Genomic DNA, 14,094 nt, shown 5'->3' with positions numbered 1-14,094 from the left:
CTCCCGCGTCAGAACGAGAACGGGATGTAGCAGGCGGCGGCGAGCACGACCGCGCCCCAGCCCAGCAGGGCCGGCTTGCGGTACCAGGCCTCGTCACCGGGCGCGGGCGGTTCGGACATGCCGGGGGAGCGGGTGCCGTAGACGAGGCCCTGCAGCTCCTGTGCCGGCTTCGGCTGGGTGAACAGGGACACCGCGACCATCACGACCGCGCCGGCGACGAACCCGGCGATCGCGGAGACGAAGTTGGCGCCCTGGTCGGAGGGGATGGAGATGATCCCCTTCTTGTAGAACACGAAGTAGTTGATCATGGCGGCCGTGGTGCCGGCGAGCAGGCCCCAGAAGCCGGACTTGGCGGACGCGCGCTTCCAGAACATGCCGACGATGAACACCACGAACATCGGCACGTTGAAGAAGGAGAACAGCGTCTGCAGGTAGCTCATGATGTTCGAGAACGAGGACGCCAGGAACGCCGTGCCGATCGAGGCGAGGACGCCGACCACGGTGATCAGGCGGCCGAACCGCACGTAGTACGCGTCCTCGCGGCCCCGCACCACGTACTTCGCCCAGATGTCGTTGGTGAACACCGTGTTGAAGGACGACACGTTGGCCGCCATGCCCGCCATGAAGGCCGCCAGCAGACCGGTGACGGCGATGCCGAGCACGCCGTTGGGCAGCAACTCCTGCATCAGGTAGGGGATGGCGTCGTTGTACTGGTAGCCGGAGGCCGGGGTGCCGAACTTCGGGACGATCGCGGCGGCGACCAGGCCCGGGATCATCACCAGGAAGACGATGAAGATCTTGGGGTAGGCGGCGATCAGCGGGGTCCGCTGCCCGGCGGAGAGGTTCTTGGCGGACAGGGCGCGCTGCACCTCGGCGAAGTTGGTGGTCCAGTAGCCGAAGGAGAGCACGAAGCCGAGGCCGAGGACGATGGTCAGCCAGTTGGCGCCGAGCGGGTTGGCGTGGCCGATGCCGGTGCCGCCCCAGGCCGTGGTGAAGTCGGCCCCGTGGGTCGCGGTGAGCTTGTGGGTCAGCCCGCCCCAGCCGCCGACCTTCTTCAGGCCGAGCACGGTGATCGGGATGAGCGCGGCCAGGATCACGAAGAACTGCAGCACCTCGTTGTAGATCGCCGAGGACAGACCGCCCAGGGTGATGTACGCGAGCACGAAGGCGCCGGCGACGACGATGGCCACCCACTGCGGCCAGCCGAGCAGGGCCTCGACGACGATCGCGAGGGCGTAGAGGTTGACACCGGCGATCAGGATGGCGGCGAAGGCGAACAGGATCGAACTGAGCAGGTGAGCGGCCCGGTCGAAGCGCAGCAGCAGGAACTCGGGGACCGAGCGGACCTTGCTGCCGTAGTAGAAGGGCATCATCACCAGGCCCAGGAAGACCATGGCGGGGATGGCGCCGATCCAGTACCAGTGCACGGTGTAGGCGCCGTACTGGGCGCTGTTCGCGGCCATGCCCAGGATCTCGGTGGCCGCCAGGTTCGCCGAGATGAAGGCGAGGCCGGTGATCCAGGCGGGCAGCGAGCGTCCCGAGAGGAAGAAGTCCAGGCTGGTCTTCACCGAGCGGCGGGCCGCGAAGCCGATGCCGAGGACGACGAGGAAGTAGATCCCGAGGATCGTGTAGTCGAGCCCGTTGGTCGGGAGCCGTAGGCCCGCCGCCAGGTACGTATGGGCGTCTGTGGGGGTTTGCATGGAGAACTCGCTTCGTCGCGCGAACTGATCAGTGCGGAACCTACGCCGCCGCGTTCAGTATTTGAACACTTCTGTTGATGTTCTTTGTTTGATTGTGATGATCCTCGAGGTGGTCGAGTGTGGTCTGTTATGTTTGATTGTGTTGAGTGATTGGGTGCGGGACGTGAGGAGTCCGGCGTGAAGAAGACCTCGACCCGGCTGGCCGACGGTCGTGAGCTGATCTACTACGACCTGCGCGACGACCGCGTGCGGGACGCCGTCGACCGCCGCCCGCTGGAGCGGACCCATACGACCTCCGAGATCCGCCGCGACCCGCTGCTCGGCGACGCGGTCGCCGTCGCCTCGCACCGCCAGGGCCGCACCTACCATCCGCCGGCCGACGAGTGCCCGCTGTGCCCGACGCGGGGCGAGCGGCTGAGCGAGATCCCGGACTCCTCCTACGACGTCGTCGTCTTCGAGAACCGGTTCCCCTCCCTCGCCGGCGACTCCGGGCGCTGCGAGGTGGTCTGCTTCACCTCCGACCACGACGCCTCCTTCGCCGACCTCACCGAGGAGCAGGCGCGGCTGGTGCTGGACGCCTGGACCGACCGGACGTCCGAGCTGTCGCACCTGTCCTGCGTCGAGCAGGTCTTCTGTTTCGAGAACCGGGGTGCCGAGATCGGTGTGACCCTGGGCCATCCGCACGGACAGATCTACGCCTACCCCTTCACCACCCCGCGCACCGCGCTGATGCTCCGCTCGCTGGCCGCCCACAAGGAGGCAACCGGCGGGGAGAACCTCTTCGACACCGTCCTGGAGCGGGAACTGGCCGGTGGGCGGGTCGTCCTGGAGGGTGAACACTGGGCGGCCTTCGTGCCGTACGCGGCGCACTGGCCGTACGAGGTCCACCTGTACCCCAAGCGCCGCGTGCCCGACCTGCTCGCCCTGGACGAGGCCGCGCGCACAGAGTTCCCCCAGGTCTATCTGGAACTCTTGAGGCGCTTCGACCGGATCTTCGGTACCGATGAGCCGCCGACGCCGTACATCGCGGCCTGGCACCAGGCCCCGTTCGGCGCCCTGGAGGAGTTCGACGGTGTCACGCGCGACGACTTCGCGCTCCACCTCGAGCTTTTCACCATCCGCCGCACTTCCGGCAAGCTGAAGTTCCTCGCGGGTTCCGAGTCCGGCATGAACGTGTTCATCAACGACGTGCCGCCGGAGCGCGCGGCCGAGCGACTGCGAGAGGTAGCGAGTTCATGAAGTACCTGGTGACGGGTGGCGCGGGATACGTCGGCAGTGTCGTGGCCAAGCATCTGCTGGAGGCCGGCCACGAGGTCACCGTCCTCGACAACCTCTCCACCGGCTTCCGCGAGGGCGTCCCGGCCGGTGCCGCGTTCGTCGAGGGCGACATCCGCGAGGCGGGGAAGTGGCTCGACCCCTCTTACGACGGCGTGCTGCACTTCGCCGCGTCCTCGCAGGTCGGCGAGTCGGTGGTGAAGCCGGAGAAGTACTGGGACAACAACGTCGGCGGCTCCATGGCCCTGCTGGCCGCGATGCGTGAGGCGGGCGTGCGCAAGCTGGTCTTCTCCTCCACGGCGGCGACCTACGGCGAGCCGGAGCAGGTCCCGATCGTCGAGACCGCCCCGACCAGGCCGACCAACCCCTACGGCGCCACCAAGCTGGCCGTCGACCACATGATCACCAGCGAGGCGACCGCCCACGGCCTGGCCGCGGTGTCGCTGCGCTACTTCAACGTGGCCGGCGCGTACGGCGCCCACGGCGAGCGCCACGACCCGGAGTCGCACCTGATCCCGCTGGTCCTCCAGGTCGCCCAGGGCCGCCGCGACGCCATCTCGGTCTACGGCGACGACTACCCGACCCCGGACGGCACCTGCGTCCGCGACTACATCCACGTCGCGGACCTGGCCGAGGCTCATCTCCTGGCCCTGCGGGCCGCCGCCCCCGGCCAGCACCTGATCTGCAACCTCGGCAACGGCAGCGGCTTCTCGGTCCGCGAGGTCATCGAGACCGTCCGCAAGGTCACCGGCCACCCGATCCCCGAGGTGGTCGCCCCGCGCCGCGGCGGCGACCCCGCGGTCCTGGTCGCGTCGGCGGCCACCGCCCGCGAGAAGCTGGGCTGGAACCCGTCCCGCGCGGATCTCGCGGGGATCGTCGCGGACGCGTGGGAGTTCGCGCAGACCACCACAAGGGGGCACTAGTGGGGGCACAGCAGGTCCGGGAGCGCTTCGCCGAGCTGTACGGGACGGAGCCGGAGGGCGTCTGGGCGGCGCCGGGCAGGGTCAACCTGATCGGGGAGCACACCGACTACAACGACGGCTTCGTGATGCCCTTCGCCCTGCCGCACCAGGCGACGGCGGCCGTCTCCCGCCGCACCGACGGCGTCCTGCGCCTGCACTCGGCGGACGTCGAGGGCGGCGTCGCGCAGCTCCCGCTCGACGCCCTGGCACCGCAGAGCGACGACGCCTGGACGGCGTACCCGGCGGGCGTGGTCTGGGCACTGCGCGAGGCGGGCCACGAGGTCACCGGCGCGGACGTCCATCTGGCCTCGACCGTCCCGACCGGCGCGGGCCTGTCCTCCTCCGCCGCCCTGGAGGTCGTGATCGCGCTGGCGCTGAACGAGCTGTACGGACTCGGCCTCCAGGGCTGGCAGCTGGCGCGCCTGTGCCAGCGCGCCGAGAACGTCTACGTCGGCGCGCCGACCGGCATCATGGACCAGACGGCGTCGGCCTGCTGCCGGGCCGGCAACGCCCTGTTCCTGGACACCCGGGACCTGTCCCAGCAGCAGATCCCCTTCGACCTGGCGGCCGAGGGCCTGCGCCTGCTCGTGGTCGACACCCAGGTCAAGCACGCCCACAGCGGCGGCGAGTACGGCAAGCGCCGTGCCGGCTGCGAGAAGGGCGCCGCGCTGCTCGGCGTCGACGCCCTGCGGGACGTCCCGTACGCCGAGCTGGACGCGGCGCTGGCCCGGCTCGGCGACGAGGAGGAGGTCGTCCGCCTGGTCCGGCACGTGGTGACGGAGAATCAGCGGGTGGAGCGGGTGGTGGAACTCCTGCGCGCGGGTGAGACCCGGGCGATCGGCCCCGTCCTCACCGAGGGCCACGTCTCGCTGCGCGACGACTTCCGCATCTCCTGCCCCGAGCTGGACCTGGTGGTGGACACGGCCCTGTCCGCCGGTGCCCTGGGCGCCCGCATGACCGGCGGCGGCTTCGGCGGCTCGGCGATCGTCCTGACGGAGGCGGCCGACGTGGACACCCTCACCAAGGCCCTCGAAGAGGCCTTCGCGGCAGCGGACTTCACGACCCCCCGCGTCTTCGAGGCGGTGCCTTCGGCGGGGGCGCGGCGGGTGGTCTGAGTCTCCGCCGACGTCGTCAGCCCCGCACGGATGTGCGGGGCTGACGCTCTTTCACAGGAGGCCTGGCGAATGAAGGACGACGAGATCCGGTCCCGCTTCGACGGGCGGGGACGCGTCGAGATCCGGGGGTCGGCGGCTGTGAAGGTCCGGGCCGGGGCGATCGCTCATGCGCTCGGGTACCGGCCGGTCTCCGTCGAACGCCTCCGTGGGCCCGGTCGCGTGTACGGGTTGCCCGCCCCCGTCAGTGTGCGGTTGTTCTTCCGGCGCGACGACGATCCCCGGGCCCGCCGCCGGGTCGAGCGGACGGTCGAGCGGTTGCGGGCGGGCGGCCCCGTGCTCGCGGACGACGAACTGCCGCCCCCGCCCCCGCCGACCCCGGCTCCGCCCCTGACGCCCCGTCCGCCGGCACCCCGCCCACGGCGGTCGACGGAGCCGCCTCCGCCCGCACCGTCGGGCCCGCCCGGCCCCCGCATCCCGTCCCGGCCGCCTGGTCCGCCCCCGCCCCCGCCTCCTCCTGCCGGGCAGTGAGTCCCCGTCAGGCCAGCCGCTTGGTCAAGGTGTACTCCGTGATGCCCGGCGGATAGTCCGGGATCACCCCCACCACCCTGTACCCCTTCTTCTTGTAGAAGTCGGGCGCTTGGAAGTCCCAGGTCTCCAGCCGGGACGCCGTGCAGCCGCGGGTGGTGCGGGCGAGGTCCTCCGCCTCCGCCAGCAGGCGCGAGCCCAGGCCCGTGCCGCGGTGGACGGCGTCGACCCACAGGTAGGTGATGTGCAGCCAGCTCGCCCAGGTGTGGCCGACCAGGCCGCCCGCCAGGTCGCCCGAGGAGTCCAGGGCCCACACGTGCAGGGGCAGATCGCGCTCGCCGGGAGTTCCGCGCAGGGCCGCCAGCACCGGGGACGCCGCCGTGTTGGTGTCCCGCAGCCGCGAGCGGAGCAGATCACGTCGAGCTTTGTCGACTTCCGCCTCAATACGAAACATGCGGCACACCATAAACGTGCCGGACGGCCAGTTCTGCAAATCTCCTTCCGCTCCGTGCTCCCATCCGTACTCTGAGGAACAGCACCGGTGGGGGCCGGTGCTGATCAGGGGGCGAGACAAGCGGGTACGGCGCCCGCGGTGGGGGTAGCAGTGTCCGCGACGGCGGCGGCCGTGCGGCAGGTGTTCCTTTCCGCGGGTGTCGTGTCCGCAGAGGTCGCCGTTCTCCGGAGGACCAGGCCCGGTCCGGGAGGGGTTTCGTGGTTCGTATCCGAGTCCTGGTCGTCGACGACCACCGCATCTTCGCCGAGTCGCTCGCCGCGGCACTGGCCGCCGAGCCCGACGTCGACGTCTTCGCCGCCGGGAGCGGCCCGGCCGCACTGCGCTGCCTGGAACGGGCGGCCGGTGAGGGCCGCCGCTACGACGTCCTCCTCGTCGACGCCGACCTGGGCGGCCGGCTGCCCGGCGCCCGCCCGGCCGTGCCGGTGCAGGACGGCAACGAGGACGGGCTGGTCGACGGCATCTCACTCGTCACCGGGGTCAGAGCCGCCCAGCCCGCCGTGCGGATCGTCGTCCTCGCCGAGAAGGACGACCCCCGGCGTGCGGCGCTCGCGCTGCAGGCCGGTGCCTCGGGCTGGGTCGCCAAGGACTGCTCGCTGTCGCGGCTGCTGACGGTGATCCGCGGGGTGCTGCGCGACGAGACGCATCTGCCGCCCGCCCTGCTCACCGGGGTCCTCAAGGAGCTGACGGCCGCCCGCCGGCACCGGACCGAGAGCGAGCGGCTGGTGGAGTCCCTCACGCCGCGCGAGCGGGAGGTGCTGCGCTGCATGGTCGCCGGGCTCGGCCGCAAGGCCGTCGCCGAGCGGCTGTTCCTCTCCCCGCACACGGTGCGCACCCACATGCAGAACGTCCTCGGCAAGCTGGGCGTCCACTCCACGCTGGCCGCCGTGGCGCTGGCCCGGCGGGCCGGGGTGGGGCCGGCCGACCTAGCCGGGGATGTTGTCGAACGGGGCGGTCAGCTGGCGTAGCAGTCCCGCCAGCTCCGCCCGCTGGGCGCGGGACAGCTCGGCGAGGATCGCCCGCTCCTGCTCCAGCAGCCCCGCGAGGGCCTGGTCCGCGCGGTCCTGGCCGGTGTCGGTCAGCCGGACCAGCACGCCCCGCCGGTCGCTCGGGTCGGGCAACCGCTCGACCAGGCCCTTCTTCGCGAGCCGGTCGATCCGGTTGGTCATCGTGCCCGAGGTGACCAGGGTCTGCGTCAGCAGCTGCCCGGGGGAGAGCTGGTACGGCGTGCCCGCGCGCCTGAGCGCGGTCAGTACGTCGAACTCCCAGGGTTCGAGCTGGTGCTCGGCGAAGGCCAGCCGGCGGGCGCGATCCAGGTGCCGGGCGAGTCGGCTCACCCGGCTGAGCACTTCCAGCGGCTCCACGTCGAGGTCCGGGCGCTCCCGGCGCCACGCTGCGACCAGCCGATCGACCTCGTCCTCCATGGAGATCAGTGTAGTGGTTGTGTCGACGTGAAGTCTCTTGATGTCGAGTCTCTTGACATCAAGAGACATTTCGCGGGACAGTGCCCTCATGACGACGCCCACGTGGGACCCCACCCAGTACCTCCGCCACGCCGGCCACCGTGCCCGCCCCTTCGCCGACCTCCTCGCGCGCGTGCCCGCCCTCCCCGGCGACCGCCCCCGCATCGCCGACCTCGGCTGCGGCCCCGGCAACGTCACCGTGCTGCTCACCGAACGCTGGCCCACCGCACACGTCACCGGCTACGACAACTCGCCCGAGATGCTCGACAAGGCCCACGTCGACCACGAGGGGCCGACGGCCGGCGCGGGCCGCCTCGACTTCGCCCACGCCGACGCCCGTACCTGGACACCCGAGGAGCCGTACGACCTGATCGTCTCCAACGCGACCCTGCAGTGGGTGCCGGGCCACGCCGACCGCTTCACCGACTGGATCGCGGGCCTCAGGCCCGGCGGCACCTTCGCCTTCCAGGTCCCCGACAACATCGACGCCCCGCTGCACGCCCTGATGCGCGACCTCGCCGGCACCCCCCGCTGGAAGTCCCGCCTCGCCGACGTCCTGCGCCACACCGACTCCGTGCACACCCCCGGCGTCTACCTGGACCGGCTCGCCCGCCTCGGCTGCGCCACCGACGTGTGGCAGACGACGTACTTCCACGTCCTGGAGGGCGAGGACCCGGTCCTGGACTGGGTGAAGGGCACCGGACTGCGGCCCGCCCTGACCGCGCTCGCCGACGACCCCGAGGCACGGGACGCGTTCGTCACCGAGTACCGGGACCTGCTGCGCCAGGCCTACCCGAGCGCCCCCTACGGCACGGTCCTGCCGTTCCGCCGGCTGTTCGCCGTCGCCGTGAAGGAAGGCTGAGGATGCTGGTGGCCGTCGATCATGTGCAGCTGGCCGCCCCGCCCGGGGCGGAGGACGCACTGCGGGCGTACTACGTCGACGTCCTCGGTATGACAGAGATCCCCAAGCCGCCCGGCCTGGCGGCGCGCGGGGGCTGCTGGTTCCGGGCCGCGGCCGTCCAGCTCCACGTCGGCGTGGAGGAAGGCTTCCGGCCCGCGAAGAAGGCCCATCCAGGGCTGCGGGTGACGGGCATCGAGGCCTTCGCCGCCCGGCTGCAGGCCCTCGGTGCCCCGGTGACCTGGGACGACAACCTCCCCGGTCACCTGCGCTTCTACTCGGAGGACCCCGTCGGCAACCGTCTGGAGTTCCTGGAGCGGGTCAGGCCGTCCGGCCGAGGTGGGTGACCAAGATGCGGATGATCTCGGACTCGATGACATACATGACCCGGTAGTCATCGACGCGAAGACGGCGGATGTCCGAACCGTACGGCGCCGATGTCAGCGGCCGGGGATCGTGAGCCAGCTCGTCGATTGCGTCCAGGACCTTGGCAAGTCCTGCCGGGTCCTCCTCCAGGAACCGTGCTGCGGCGTTCAGGGCGTTCGGTTCGAAGACGATCTCGTAGGTCACGGCTTTTCGAGCCCCAGTCGCCTGCGCACCTCTGCCATGGGGATGCCCTCGCCCAATGTCCCCTCGGCCTTGCGCCGCTGATAGTCGGCGACCGCCAGCGCGTCTTCGAGATCCTCTATCACCTGCGGCGAGACGAGGAGCGCGGCCACATGCCCGTGATCGGTGAGTGCGATGGTCTCGCGGCCGTGTGCCGCGCGGCGTACCAGGTCACCGAGCTGGGAACGGGCTGCGCTGATCGCGATCTGAGTCATGCGGTCATGATTCCACGAGATGCATCCGAGTGACCACTAGTGTCACCTTTCCCGGTGAACCTCAGCTCTTCCGGTGCCCTATCAGCCGCGGCTTCGGCTCCAGGCCGTCCAGGCCGTGCCATGCCAGGTTCACCAGATGCGCCGCCACCTCCGCCTTCTTCGGGCGGCGTACGTCCAGCCACCACTGGCCGGTCAGCGCGACCATGCCGACCAGTGCCTGCGCGTACAGCGGGGCCAGCTTCGGATCGAAGCCGCGGGACTTGAACTCGCGGCCCAGGATGTCCTCCACCTGGGTGGCGATGTCCGAGATCAGGGAGGCGAAGGAGCCCGTGGACTGCGGGATGGGAGAGTCCCGGACCAGGATCCGGAAGCCGTCCGTGTACTCCTCGATGTAGTCCAGGAGGGCGAAGGCCGCCTGCTCGCACAGTTCGCGCGGATGGCCGGCCGTCAGCGAGCCGGTCACCATGTCCAGCAGCCGCCGCATCTCGCGGTCGACCACCACCGCGTACAGCCCCTCCTTGCCGCCGAAGTGCTCGTACACCACCGGCTTGGACACCCCGGCCTTCGCCGCGATCTCCTCCACCGACGTGCCCTCGAAGCCCTTCGCCGCGAAGAGGGTGCGACCGATCTCCAGCAGCTGCTGGCGCCGCTCGGCACCGGTCATCCGTGTCCGGCGGGTCCGCCGCTGCTTGTCATTGCTCGAGGTGCTGCTGGAGTCGGTCGCCACGGCGTCAATCATGCCGCCTTCGCGGTCTCCTTCCGGCGCCGGGAGCCGCCTCCCTCGGTGTCACGGCGCGAATCGATACGCGAGCGTGACGGCCAGCGCACGTCGTACGCCCATCCGCACAGCTCGAAGATCCGGATGAAGCGCGCCGAGGAGTCGATCTGGCCGCGCATCACCCCGTGCCGCGCCGACGTCGGGTCGGCATGGTGCAGGTTGTGCCAGGACTCGCCGCAGGACAGCACCGCCAGCCACCACACGTTGCCCGAACGGTCCCGCGACTTGAACGGCCGCTTGCCCACCGCGTGACAGATCGAGTTGATCGACCACGTCACATGGTGCAGCAGGGCCACCCGCACGAGTGAACCCCAGAAGAACCCGGTGAACGCGCCCCACCAGGACATCGTCACCACACCGCCGATCACCGCCGGCAGCACTAGCGACAGCGCCGTCCACAGCACGAACTGGCGGGAGATCGCACGGATCGCCGGATCCTTGATCAGATCCGGCGCGTACTTCTCCTGCGGGGTCTGCTCCTCGTCGAACATCCAGCCGATGTGCGCCCACCACAGACCCTTGATCAGCGCCGGAACCGTCTCACCGAACCGCCACGGCGAGTGCGGGTCGCCCTCGGCGTCGGAGAACTTGTGATGCCTGCGGTGATCGGCCACCCAGCGCACCAGGGGACCCTCGACGGCCATCGATCCCATGACCGCCAGGGCGATCCTCAGGGGCCGCTTGGCCTTGAACGAACCATGGGTGAAATAACGGTGGAAGCCGATCGTGATGCCGTGGCAGCCGAGGAAGTAGAAGAACACCAGCAGGCCCAGATCGAGCCAGCTCACTCCCCAGCCCCAGGCCAGGGGCACCGCCGCCACCAACGCCAGGAACGGCACGGTGATGAAGAGCAGCAGCGTGAGCTGCTCGATCGAACGCTTCTGTTCCCCGCCCAGTGTCGCGGACGGAACAGCTGCGTCGGTGGCTTTACGGGGGTCGTCGATCACATCGGAACTAGAGGTCATGCGCGTCCCCTGTGGGGTCGAGGGTCGAGGCAGATGCCGGGCCGCCGGGACCGGACGGGACTCGACGGTACTTCCCTACGGTTCCGTAACCTACGGCGTCGTAAGTATGGCAGCGTGTCGTGCGGCGGCAAGAGCCCCAGGGCCTGCGCGTCCCGCATGGACACCTATCCTTGGTCTCGGTCGGACAGCGCGGTCCGCTGAAGTTTCCTTCCCGGACGCTCCGGCCCGTATGCGGCGCCCGCCGCCACGTGGCAGACGGACGGGTTCCCTCCCAGACGAGCTTCAACACTGCAAGGAGCCGCACCTGTGAGCAGTGCCGACGACCAGACCACCACGACCAGCAGCGAGCTGCGCGCCGACATCCGCCGCCTGGGTGATCTCCTCGGCGAGACCCTCGTCCGGCAGGAGGGCCCCGAGCTCCTCGACCTGGTCGAGAAGGTCCGCCGCCTCACCCGCGAGGACGGCGAGGCCGCCGCCGAACTGCTGCGTGGCACCGAACTGGAGACCGCGGCCAAGCTGGTCCGCGCCTTCTCCACCTACTTCCACCTGGCCAACGTCACCGAACAGGTGCACCGCGGCCGCGAGCTGCGCGCCCGGCGCGCCGCCGAGGGCGGCTTCCTCGCCCGCACCGCCGACCGCCTCAAGGACGCCGACCCCGAGCACCTGAGGCAGACCGTCCAGAACCTCAATGTTCGCCCGGTCTTCACCGCACACCCCACCGAGGCCGCGCGCCGGTCGGTCCTGAACAAGCTCCGGCGCATCGCCGCGCTCCTGGAGGAGCCCGTCCTCGACTCCGACCGCCGCCGCCACGACGTCCGCCTCGCCGAGAACATCGACCTCGTCTGGCAGACCGACGAGCTGCGCGTCGTACGCCCCGAACCCGCCGACGAGGCCCGCAACGCCATCTACTACCTCGACGAGCTCCACGCGGGCGCGGTCGGCGACGTCCTCGAAGACCTCACCGCCGAACTCGAACGCGTCGGCGTCAAGCTCCCCGACGACACCCGCCCCGTCACCTTCGGCACCTGGATCGGCGGCGACCGCGACGGCAACCCCAACGTCACCCCCCAGGTCACCTGGGACATCCTCATCCTCCAGCACGAACACGGCATCAACGACGCCCTGGAGATGATCGACGAACTGCGTGGACTGCTCTCCAACTCCATCCGCTACACCGGCGCCACCGAGGAGCTCCTCGAGTCCCTCAAGACCGACCTCGACCGCCTGCCCGAGATCAGCCCCCGCTACAAGCGCCTCAACGCCGAGGAGCCCTACCGCCTCAAGGCCACCTGCATCCGGCAGAAGCTGGAGAACACCAAGCAGCGCCTCGCCCAGGGCACCCCCCACCAGGAAGGCCGCGACTACCTCGGCACCAGCGAGCTGATCGGCGACCTGCGGATCATCCAGAACTCCCTCAGAGAGCACCGCGGCGGCCTCTTCGCCGACGGCCGCCTCGGCCGCACCATCCGCACCCTCGCCGCCTTCGGCCTCCAGCTCGCCACCATGGACGTCCGCGAACACGCCGACGCCCACCACCACGCCCTCGGCCAGCTCTTCGACCGCCTCGGCGAGGAATCCTGGCGCTACGCCGACATGCCCCGCGAGTACCGCGCCAAGCTCCTCGCCAAGGAACTCAGGTCCCGCAGGCCGCTCGCCCCCACCCCGGCACCCGTCGACGCCGCCGGCGCCAAGACCCTCGGCGTCTTCGAGACCGTCAAGAAGGCCCTGGCGGTCTTCGGCCCCGAAGTCATCGAGTCCTACATCATCTCCATGTGCCAGGGCGCCGACGACGTCTTCGCCGCCGCCGTCCTCGCCCGCGAGGCCGGCCTCCTCGACCTGCACGCCGGCTGGGCGAAGATCGGCATCGTCCCCCTCCTGGAGACCACCGACGAGCTCAAGGCCGCCGACACCATCCTCGAGGACATGCTCTCCGACCCGTCCTACCGGCGCCTGGTCGCGCTGCGCGGCGACGTCCAGGAGGTCATGCTCGGCTACTCCGACTCCTCCAAGTTCGGCGGCATCACCACCAGCCAGTGGGAGATCCACCGCGCCCAGCGCCGGCTGCGCGACGTCGCCCACCGCTACGGCGTCCGCCTGCGCCTCTTCCACGGCCGCGGCGGCACCGTCGGCCGCGGCGGCGGCCCCTCCCACGACGCCATCCTCGCCCAGCCCTGGGGCACCCTGGAGGGCGAGATCAAGGTCACCGAGCAGGGCGAGGTCATCTCCGACAAGTACCTCATCCCCTCCCTCGCCCGGGAGAACCTGGAACTGACCGTCGCGGCCACCCTGCAGGCCTCCGCCCTGCACACCGCGCCCCGCCAGTCCGACGAGGCCCTCGCCCGCTGGGACGCCGCCATGGACGTCGTCTCCGACGCCGCCCACGCCGCCTACCGCCGGCTCGTCGAGGACCCCGACCTGCCGACGTACTTCCTCGCCTCCACGCCCGTCGACCAGCTCGCCGAGCTGCACCTGGGTTCGCGGCCCTCCCGCCGCCCCGGCTCGGGCGTTTCGCTCGACGGCCTGCGGGCCATCCCCTGGGTGTTCGGCTGGACCCAGTCCCGGCAGATCGTCCCCGGCTGGTTCGGCGTCGGCTCCGGCCTCAAGGCGCTGCGGGAAACCGGTCTGGACACCGTGCTCGGCGAGATGCACGAGCAGTGGCACTTCTTCCGCAACTTCATCTCCAACGTCGAGATGACCCTCGCCAAGACCGACCTGCGCATCGCCCAGCACTACGTCGACACCCTCGTCCCCGACGACCTCAAGCACGTCTTCGCCACCATCAAGGCCGAACACGAGCTGACCGTCCGCGAGGTGCTCCGCGTCACCGGCGGACAGGAACTGCTGGACGCCCAGCCCGACCTCAAGCAGACCTTCACCATCCGCGACGCCTACCTGGACCCGAGCTCCTACCTCCAGGTCACCCTGCTCAAGCGCCAGCGCGACGCGGCCGCCGCCGGCGCGAACCCCGACCCGCTGCTCGCCCGCGCCCTGCTCCTCACCGTCAACGGCGTGGCGGCAGGCCTGCGCAACACCGGCTGACCCACCCGCGACAGACAAGAGGGTGCCCCCGAGGCCGTACGA

14 protein-coding genes are annotated in these 14,094 nt (G+C 70.5%); 7 read left to right on the top strand and 7 right to left on the bottom strand.

The window, feature by feature from the left end:
- Nucleotides 1-8: 8 nt before the first annotated feature.
- Nucleotides 9-1,700, bottom strand: coding sequence for a sodium:solute symporter family protein (locus ACIHEJ_RS18420; RefSeq protein ID WP_400136483.1), 1,692 nt, complete (start codon nucleotides 1,698-1,700; stop codon nucleotides 9-11).
- Nucleotides 1,701-1,877: 177 nt separating this feature from the next.
- Here ACIHEJ_RS18420 and galT point away from each other — a divergent pair, with 177 nt between their 5' ends.
- The 3 genes from galT to galK are packed head-to-tail and all read left to right on the top strand — an operon-like array spanning nucleotide 1,878 to nucleotide 5,052.
- On the top strand, nucleotides 1,878-2,939 hold the full coding sequence (galT, locus tag ACIHEJ_RS18415; protein WP_400136481.1) for a galactose-1-phosphate uridylyltransferase: 1,062 nt from the start codon (nucleotides 1,878-1,880) through the stop codon (nucleotides 2,937-2,939).
- Entirely contained in the window at nucleotides 2,936-3,898 is a 963-nt protein-coding gene (gene galE / locus ACIHEJ_RS18410) for a UDP-glucose 4-epimerase GalE (protein ID WP_400136478.1), read from the top strand. Before galT ends, galE begins: the two co-directional genes overlap by 4 nt.
- Complete coding sequence (galK, locus tag ACIHEJ_RS18405) at nucleotides 3,898-5,052, top strand: galactokinase (protein ID WP_400136476.1); 1,155 nt, start codon at nucleotides 3,898-3,900, stop codon at nucleotides 5,050-5,052. Before galE ends, galK begins: the two co-directional genes overlap by 1 nt.
- 535 nt (nucleotides 5,053-5,587) lie before the next feature.
- Here galK and ACIHEJ_RS18400 read toward each other — a convergent pair.
- Nucleotides 5,588-6,043, bottom strand: a complete 456-nt coding sequence (locus ACIHEJ_RS18400) for a GNAT family N-acetyltransferase (protein ID WP_400137482.1) — start codon at nucleotides 6,041-6,043, stop codon at nucleotides 5,588-5,590.
- 245 nt (nucleotides 6,044-6,288) lie between these two features.
- Between ACIHEJ_RS18400 and ACIHEJ_RS18395 the strand changes: the two genes are divergently transcribed.
- A complete protein-coding gene (locus ACIHEJ_RS18395) occupies nucleotides 6,289-7,056 on the top strand; it encodes a LuxR C-terminal-related transcriptional regulator (RefSeq protein WP_400136473.1) in 768 nt (255 codons plus the stop codon).
- Here the strand turns inward: ACIHEJ_RS18395 and tamR are convergent.
- Nucleotides 7,015-7,512: a MarR family transcriptional regulator TamR gene (gene tamR, locus ACIHEJ_RS18390; protein WP_143631217.1), complete on the bottom strand. Its 498-nt coding sequence runs from the start codon at nucleotides 7,510-7,512 to the stop codon at nucleotides 7,015-7,017. The two genes, ACIHEJ_RS18395 and tamR, sit on opposite strands and share 42 nt — an antisense overlap.
- Before the next feature lie 88 nt (nucleotides 7,513-7,600).
- Here tamR and ACIHEJ_RS18385 point away from each other — a divergent pair, with 88 nt between their 5' ends.
- Both ACIHEJ_RS18385 and ACIHEJ_RS18380 read left to right on the top strand, forming a co-directional pair.
- On the top strand, nucleotides 7,601-8,413 hold the full coding sequence (locus ACIHEJ_RS18385) for a trans-aconitate 2-methyltransferase (RefSeq protein WP_400136469.1): 813 nt from the start codon (nucleotides 7,601-7,603) through the stop codon (nucleotides 8,411-8,413).
- Between the two features lie 2 nt (nucleotides 8,414-8,415).
- Nucleotides 8,416-8,796 carry a VOC family protein gene (locus tag ACIHEJ_RS18380; protein ID WP_400136466.1) on the top strand — a complete coding sequence of 127 codons (381 nt, stop codon included), beginning with the start codon at nucleotides 8,416-8,418 and terminating at the stop codon, nucleotides 8,794-8,796.
- On the opposite strand, the gene ACIHEJ_RS18375 is transcribed toward ACIHEJ_RS18380, so the two are convergent.
- The 4 genes from ACIHEJ_RS18375 to ACIHEJ_RS18360 all read right to left on the bottom strand — a co-directional run bounded on the left by ACIHEJ_RS18375 (nucleotide 8,771) and on the right by ACIHEJ_RS18360 (nucleotide 11,013).
- Nucleotides 8,771-9,019 carry a type II toxin-antitoxin system RelE/ParE family toxin gene (locus ACIHEJ_RS18375; RefSeq protein WP_400136464.1) on the bottom strand — a complete coding sequence of 83 codons (249 nt, stop codon included), beginning with the start codon at nucleotides 9,017-9,019 and terminating at the stop codon, nucleotides 8,771-8,773. The genes ACIHEJ_RS18380 and ACIHEJ_RS18375 overlap by 26 nt on opposite strands.
- Nucleotides 9,016-9,270, bottom strand: a complete 255-nt coding sequence (locus ACIHEJ_RS18370; protein WP_400136461.1) for a type II toxin-antitoxin system Phd/YefM family antitoxin — start codon at nucleotides 9,268-9,270, stop codon at nucleotides 9,016-9,018. Before ACIHEJ_RS18370 ends, ACIHEJ_RS18375 begins: the two co-directional genes overlap by 4 nt.
- Before the next feature lie 61 nt (nucleotides 9,271-9,331).
- The gene (locus ACIHEJ_RS18365) at nucleotides 9,332-10,009 is read right to left on the bottom strand and encodes a TetR family transcriptional regulator (protein WP_400136458.1); all 678 of its coding nucleotides are present in this window, start codon (nucleotides 10,007-10,009) and stop codon (nucleotides 9,332-9,334) included.
- Nucleotides 10,006-11,013 carry an acyl-CoA desaturase gene (locus ACIHEJ_RS18360; protein ID WP_400136455.1) on the bottom strand — a complete coding sequence of 336 codons (1,008 nt, stop codon included), beginning with the start codon at nucleotides 11,011-11,013 and terminating at the stop codon, nucleotides 10,006-10,008. Before ACIHEJ_RS18360 ends, ACIHEJ_RS18365 begins: the two co-directional genes overlap by 4 nt.
- A gap of 306 nt (nucleotides 11,014-11,319) precedes the next feature.
- Here ACIHEJ_RS18360 and ppc point away from each other — a divergent pair, with 306 nt between their 5' ends.
- Nucleotides 11,320-14,052 (top strand): phosphoenolpyruvate carboxylase, encoded by a 2,733-nt coding sequence (gene ppc, locus ACIHEJ_RS18355; protein ID WP_400136452.1) that lies wholly within the window; start codon nucleotides 11,320-11,322, stop codon nucleotides 14,050-14,052.
- The last annotated feature ends 42 nt before the right edge of the window (nucleotides 14,053-14,094 follow it).

Origin of the sequence: Streptomyces sp. NPDC052301 (assembly GCF_044593395.1) — a bacterium.
Classification (GTDB): Bacteria; Actinomycetota; Actinomycetes; order Streptomycetales; family Streptomycetaceae; genus Streptomyces.
The sequence above is the reverse complement of the archived record's forward strand: the minus strand, read 5'-3'. Positions and strand labels throughout refer to the sequence as shown.

What these genes read in the sequence shown, in the direction of transcription:
- ACIHEJ_RS18420 (WP_400136483.1), bottom strand. Translation starts at nt 1,700, where the DNA reads ATGCAAACCCCCACAGACGCCCATACGTACCTGGCGGCGGGCCTACGG.
- galE (WP_400136478.1), top strand. Translation starts at nt 2,936, where the DNA reads ATGAAGTACCTGGTGACGGGTGGCGCGGGATACGTCGGCAGTGTCGTG.
- ACIHEJ_RS18400 (WP_400137482.1), bottom strand. Translation starts at nt 6,043, where the DNA reads ATGGTGTGCCGCATGTTTCGTATTGAGGCGGAAGTCGACAAAGCTCGA.
- tamR (WP_143631217.1), bottom strand. Translation starts at nt 7,512, where the DNA reads ATGGAGGACGAGGTCGATCGGCTGGTCGCAGCGTGGCGCCGGGAGCGC.
- ACIHEJ_RS18385 (WP_400136469.1), top strand. Translation starts at nt 7,601, where the DNA reads ATGACGACGCCCACGTGGGACCCCACCCAGTACCTCCGCCACGCCGGC.
- ACIHEJ_RS18380 (WP_400136466.1), top strand. Translation starts at nt 8,416, where the DNA reads ATGCTGGTGGCCGTCGATCATGTGCAGCTGGCCGCCCCGCCCGGGGCG.
- ACIHEJ_RS18370 (WP_400136461.1), bottom strand. Translation starts at nt 9,270, where the DNA reads ATGACTCAGATCGCGATCAGCGCAGCCCGTTCCCAGCTCGGTGACCTG.
- ACIHEJ_RS18365 (WP_400136458.1), bottom strand. Translation starts at nt 10,009, where the DNA reads ATGATTGACGCCGTGGCGACCGACTCCAGCAGCACCTCGAGCAATGAC.
- ACIHEJ_RS18360 (WP_400136455.1), bottom strand. Translation starts at nt 11,013, where the DNA reads ATGACCTCTAGTTCCGATGTGATCGACGACCCCCGTAAAGCCACCGAC.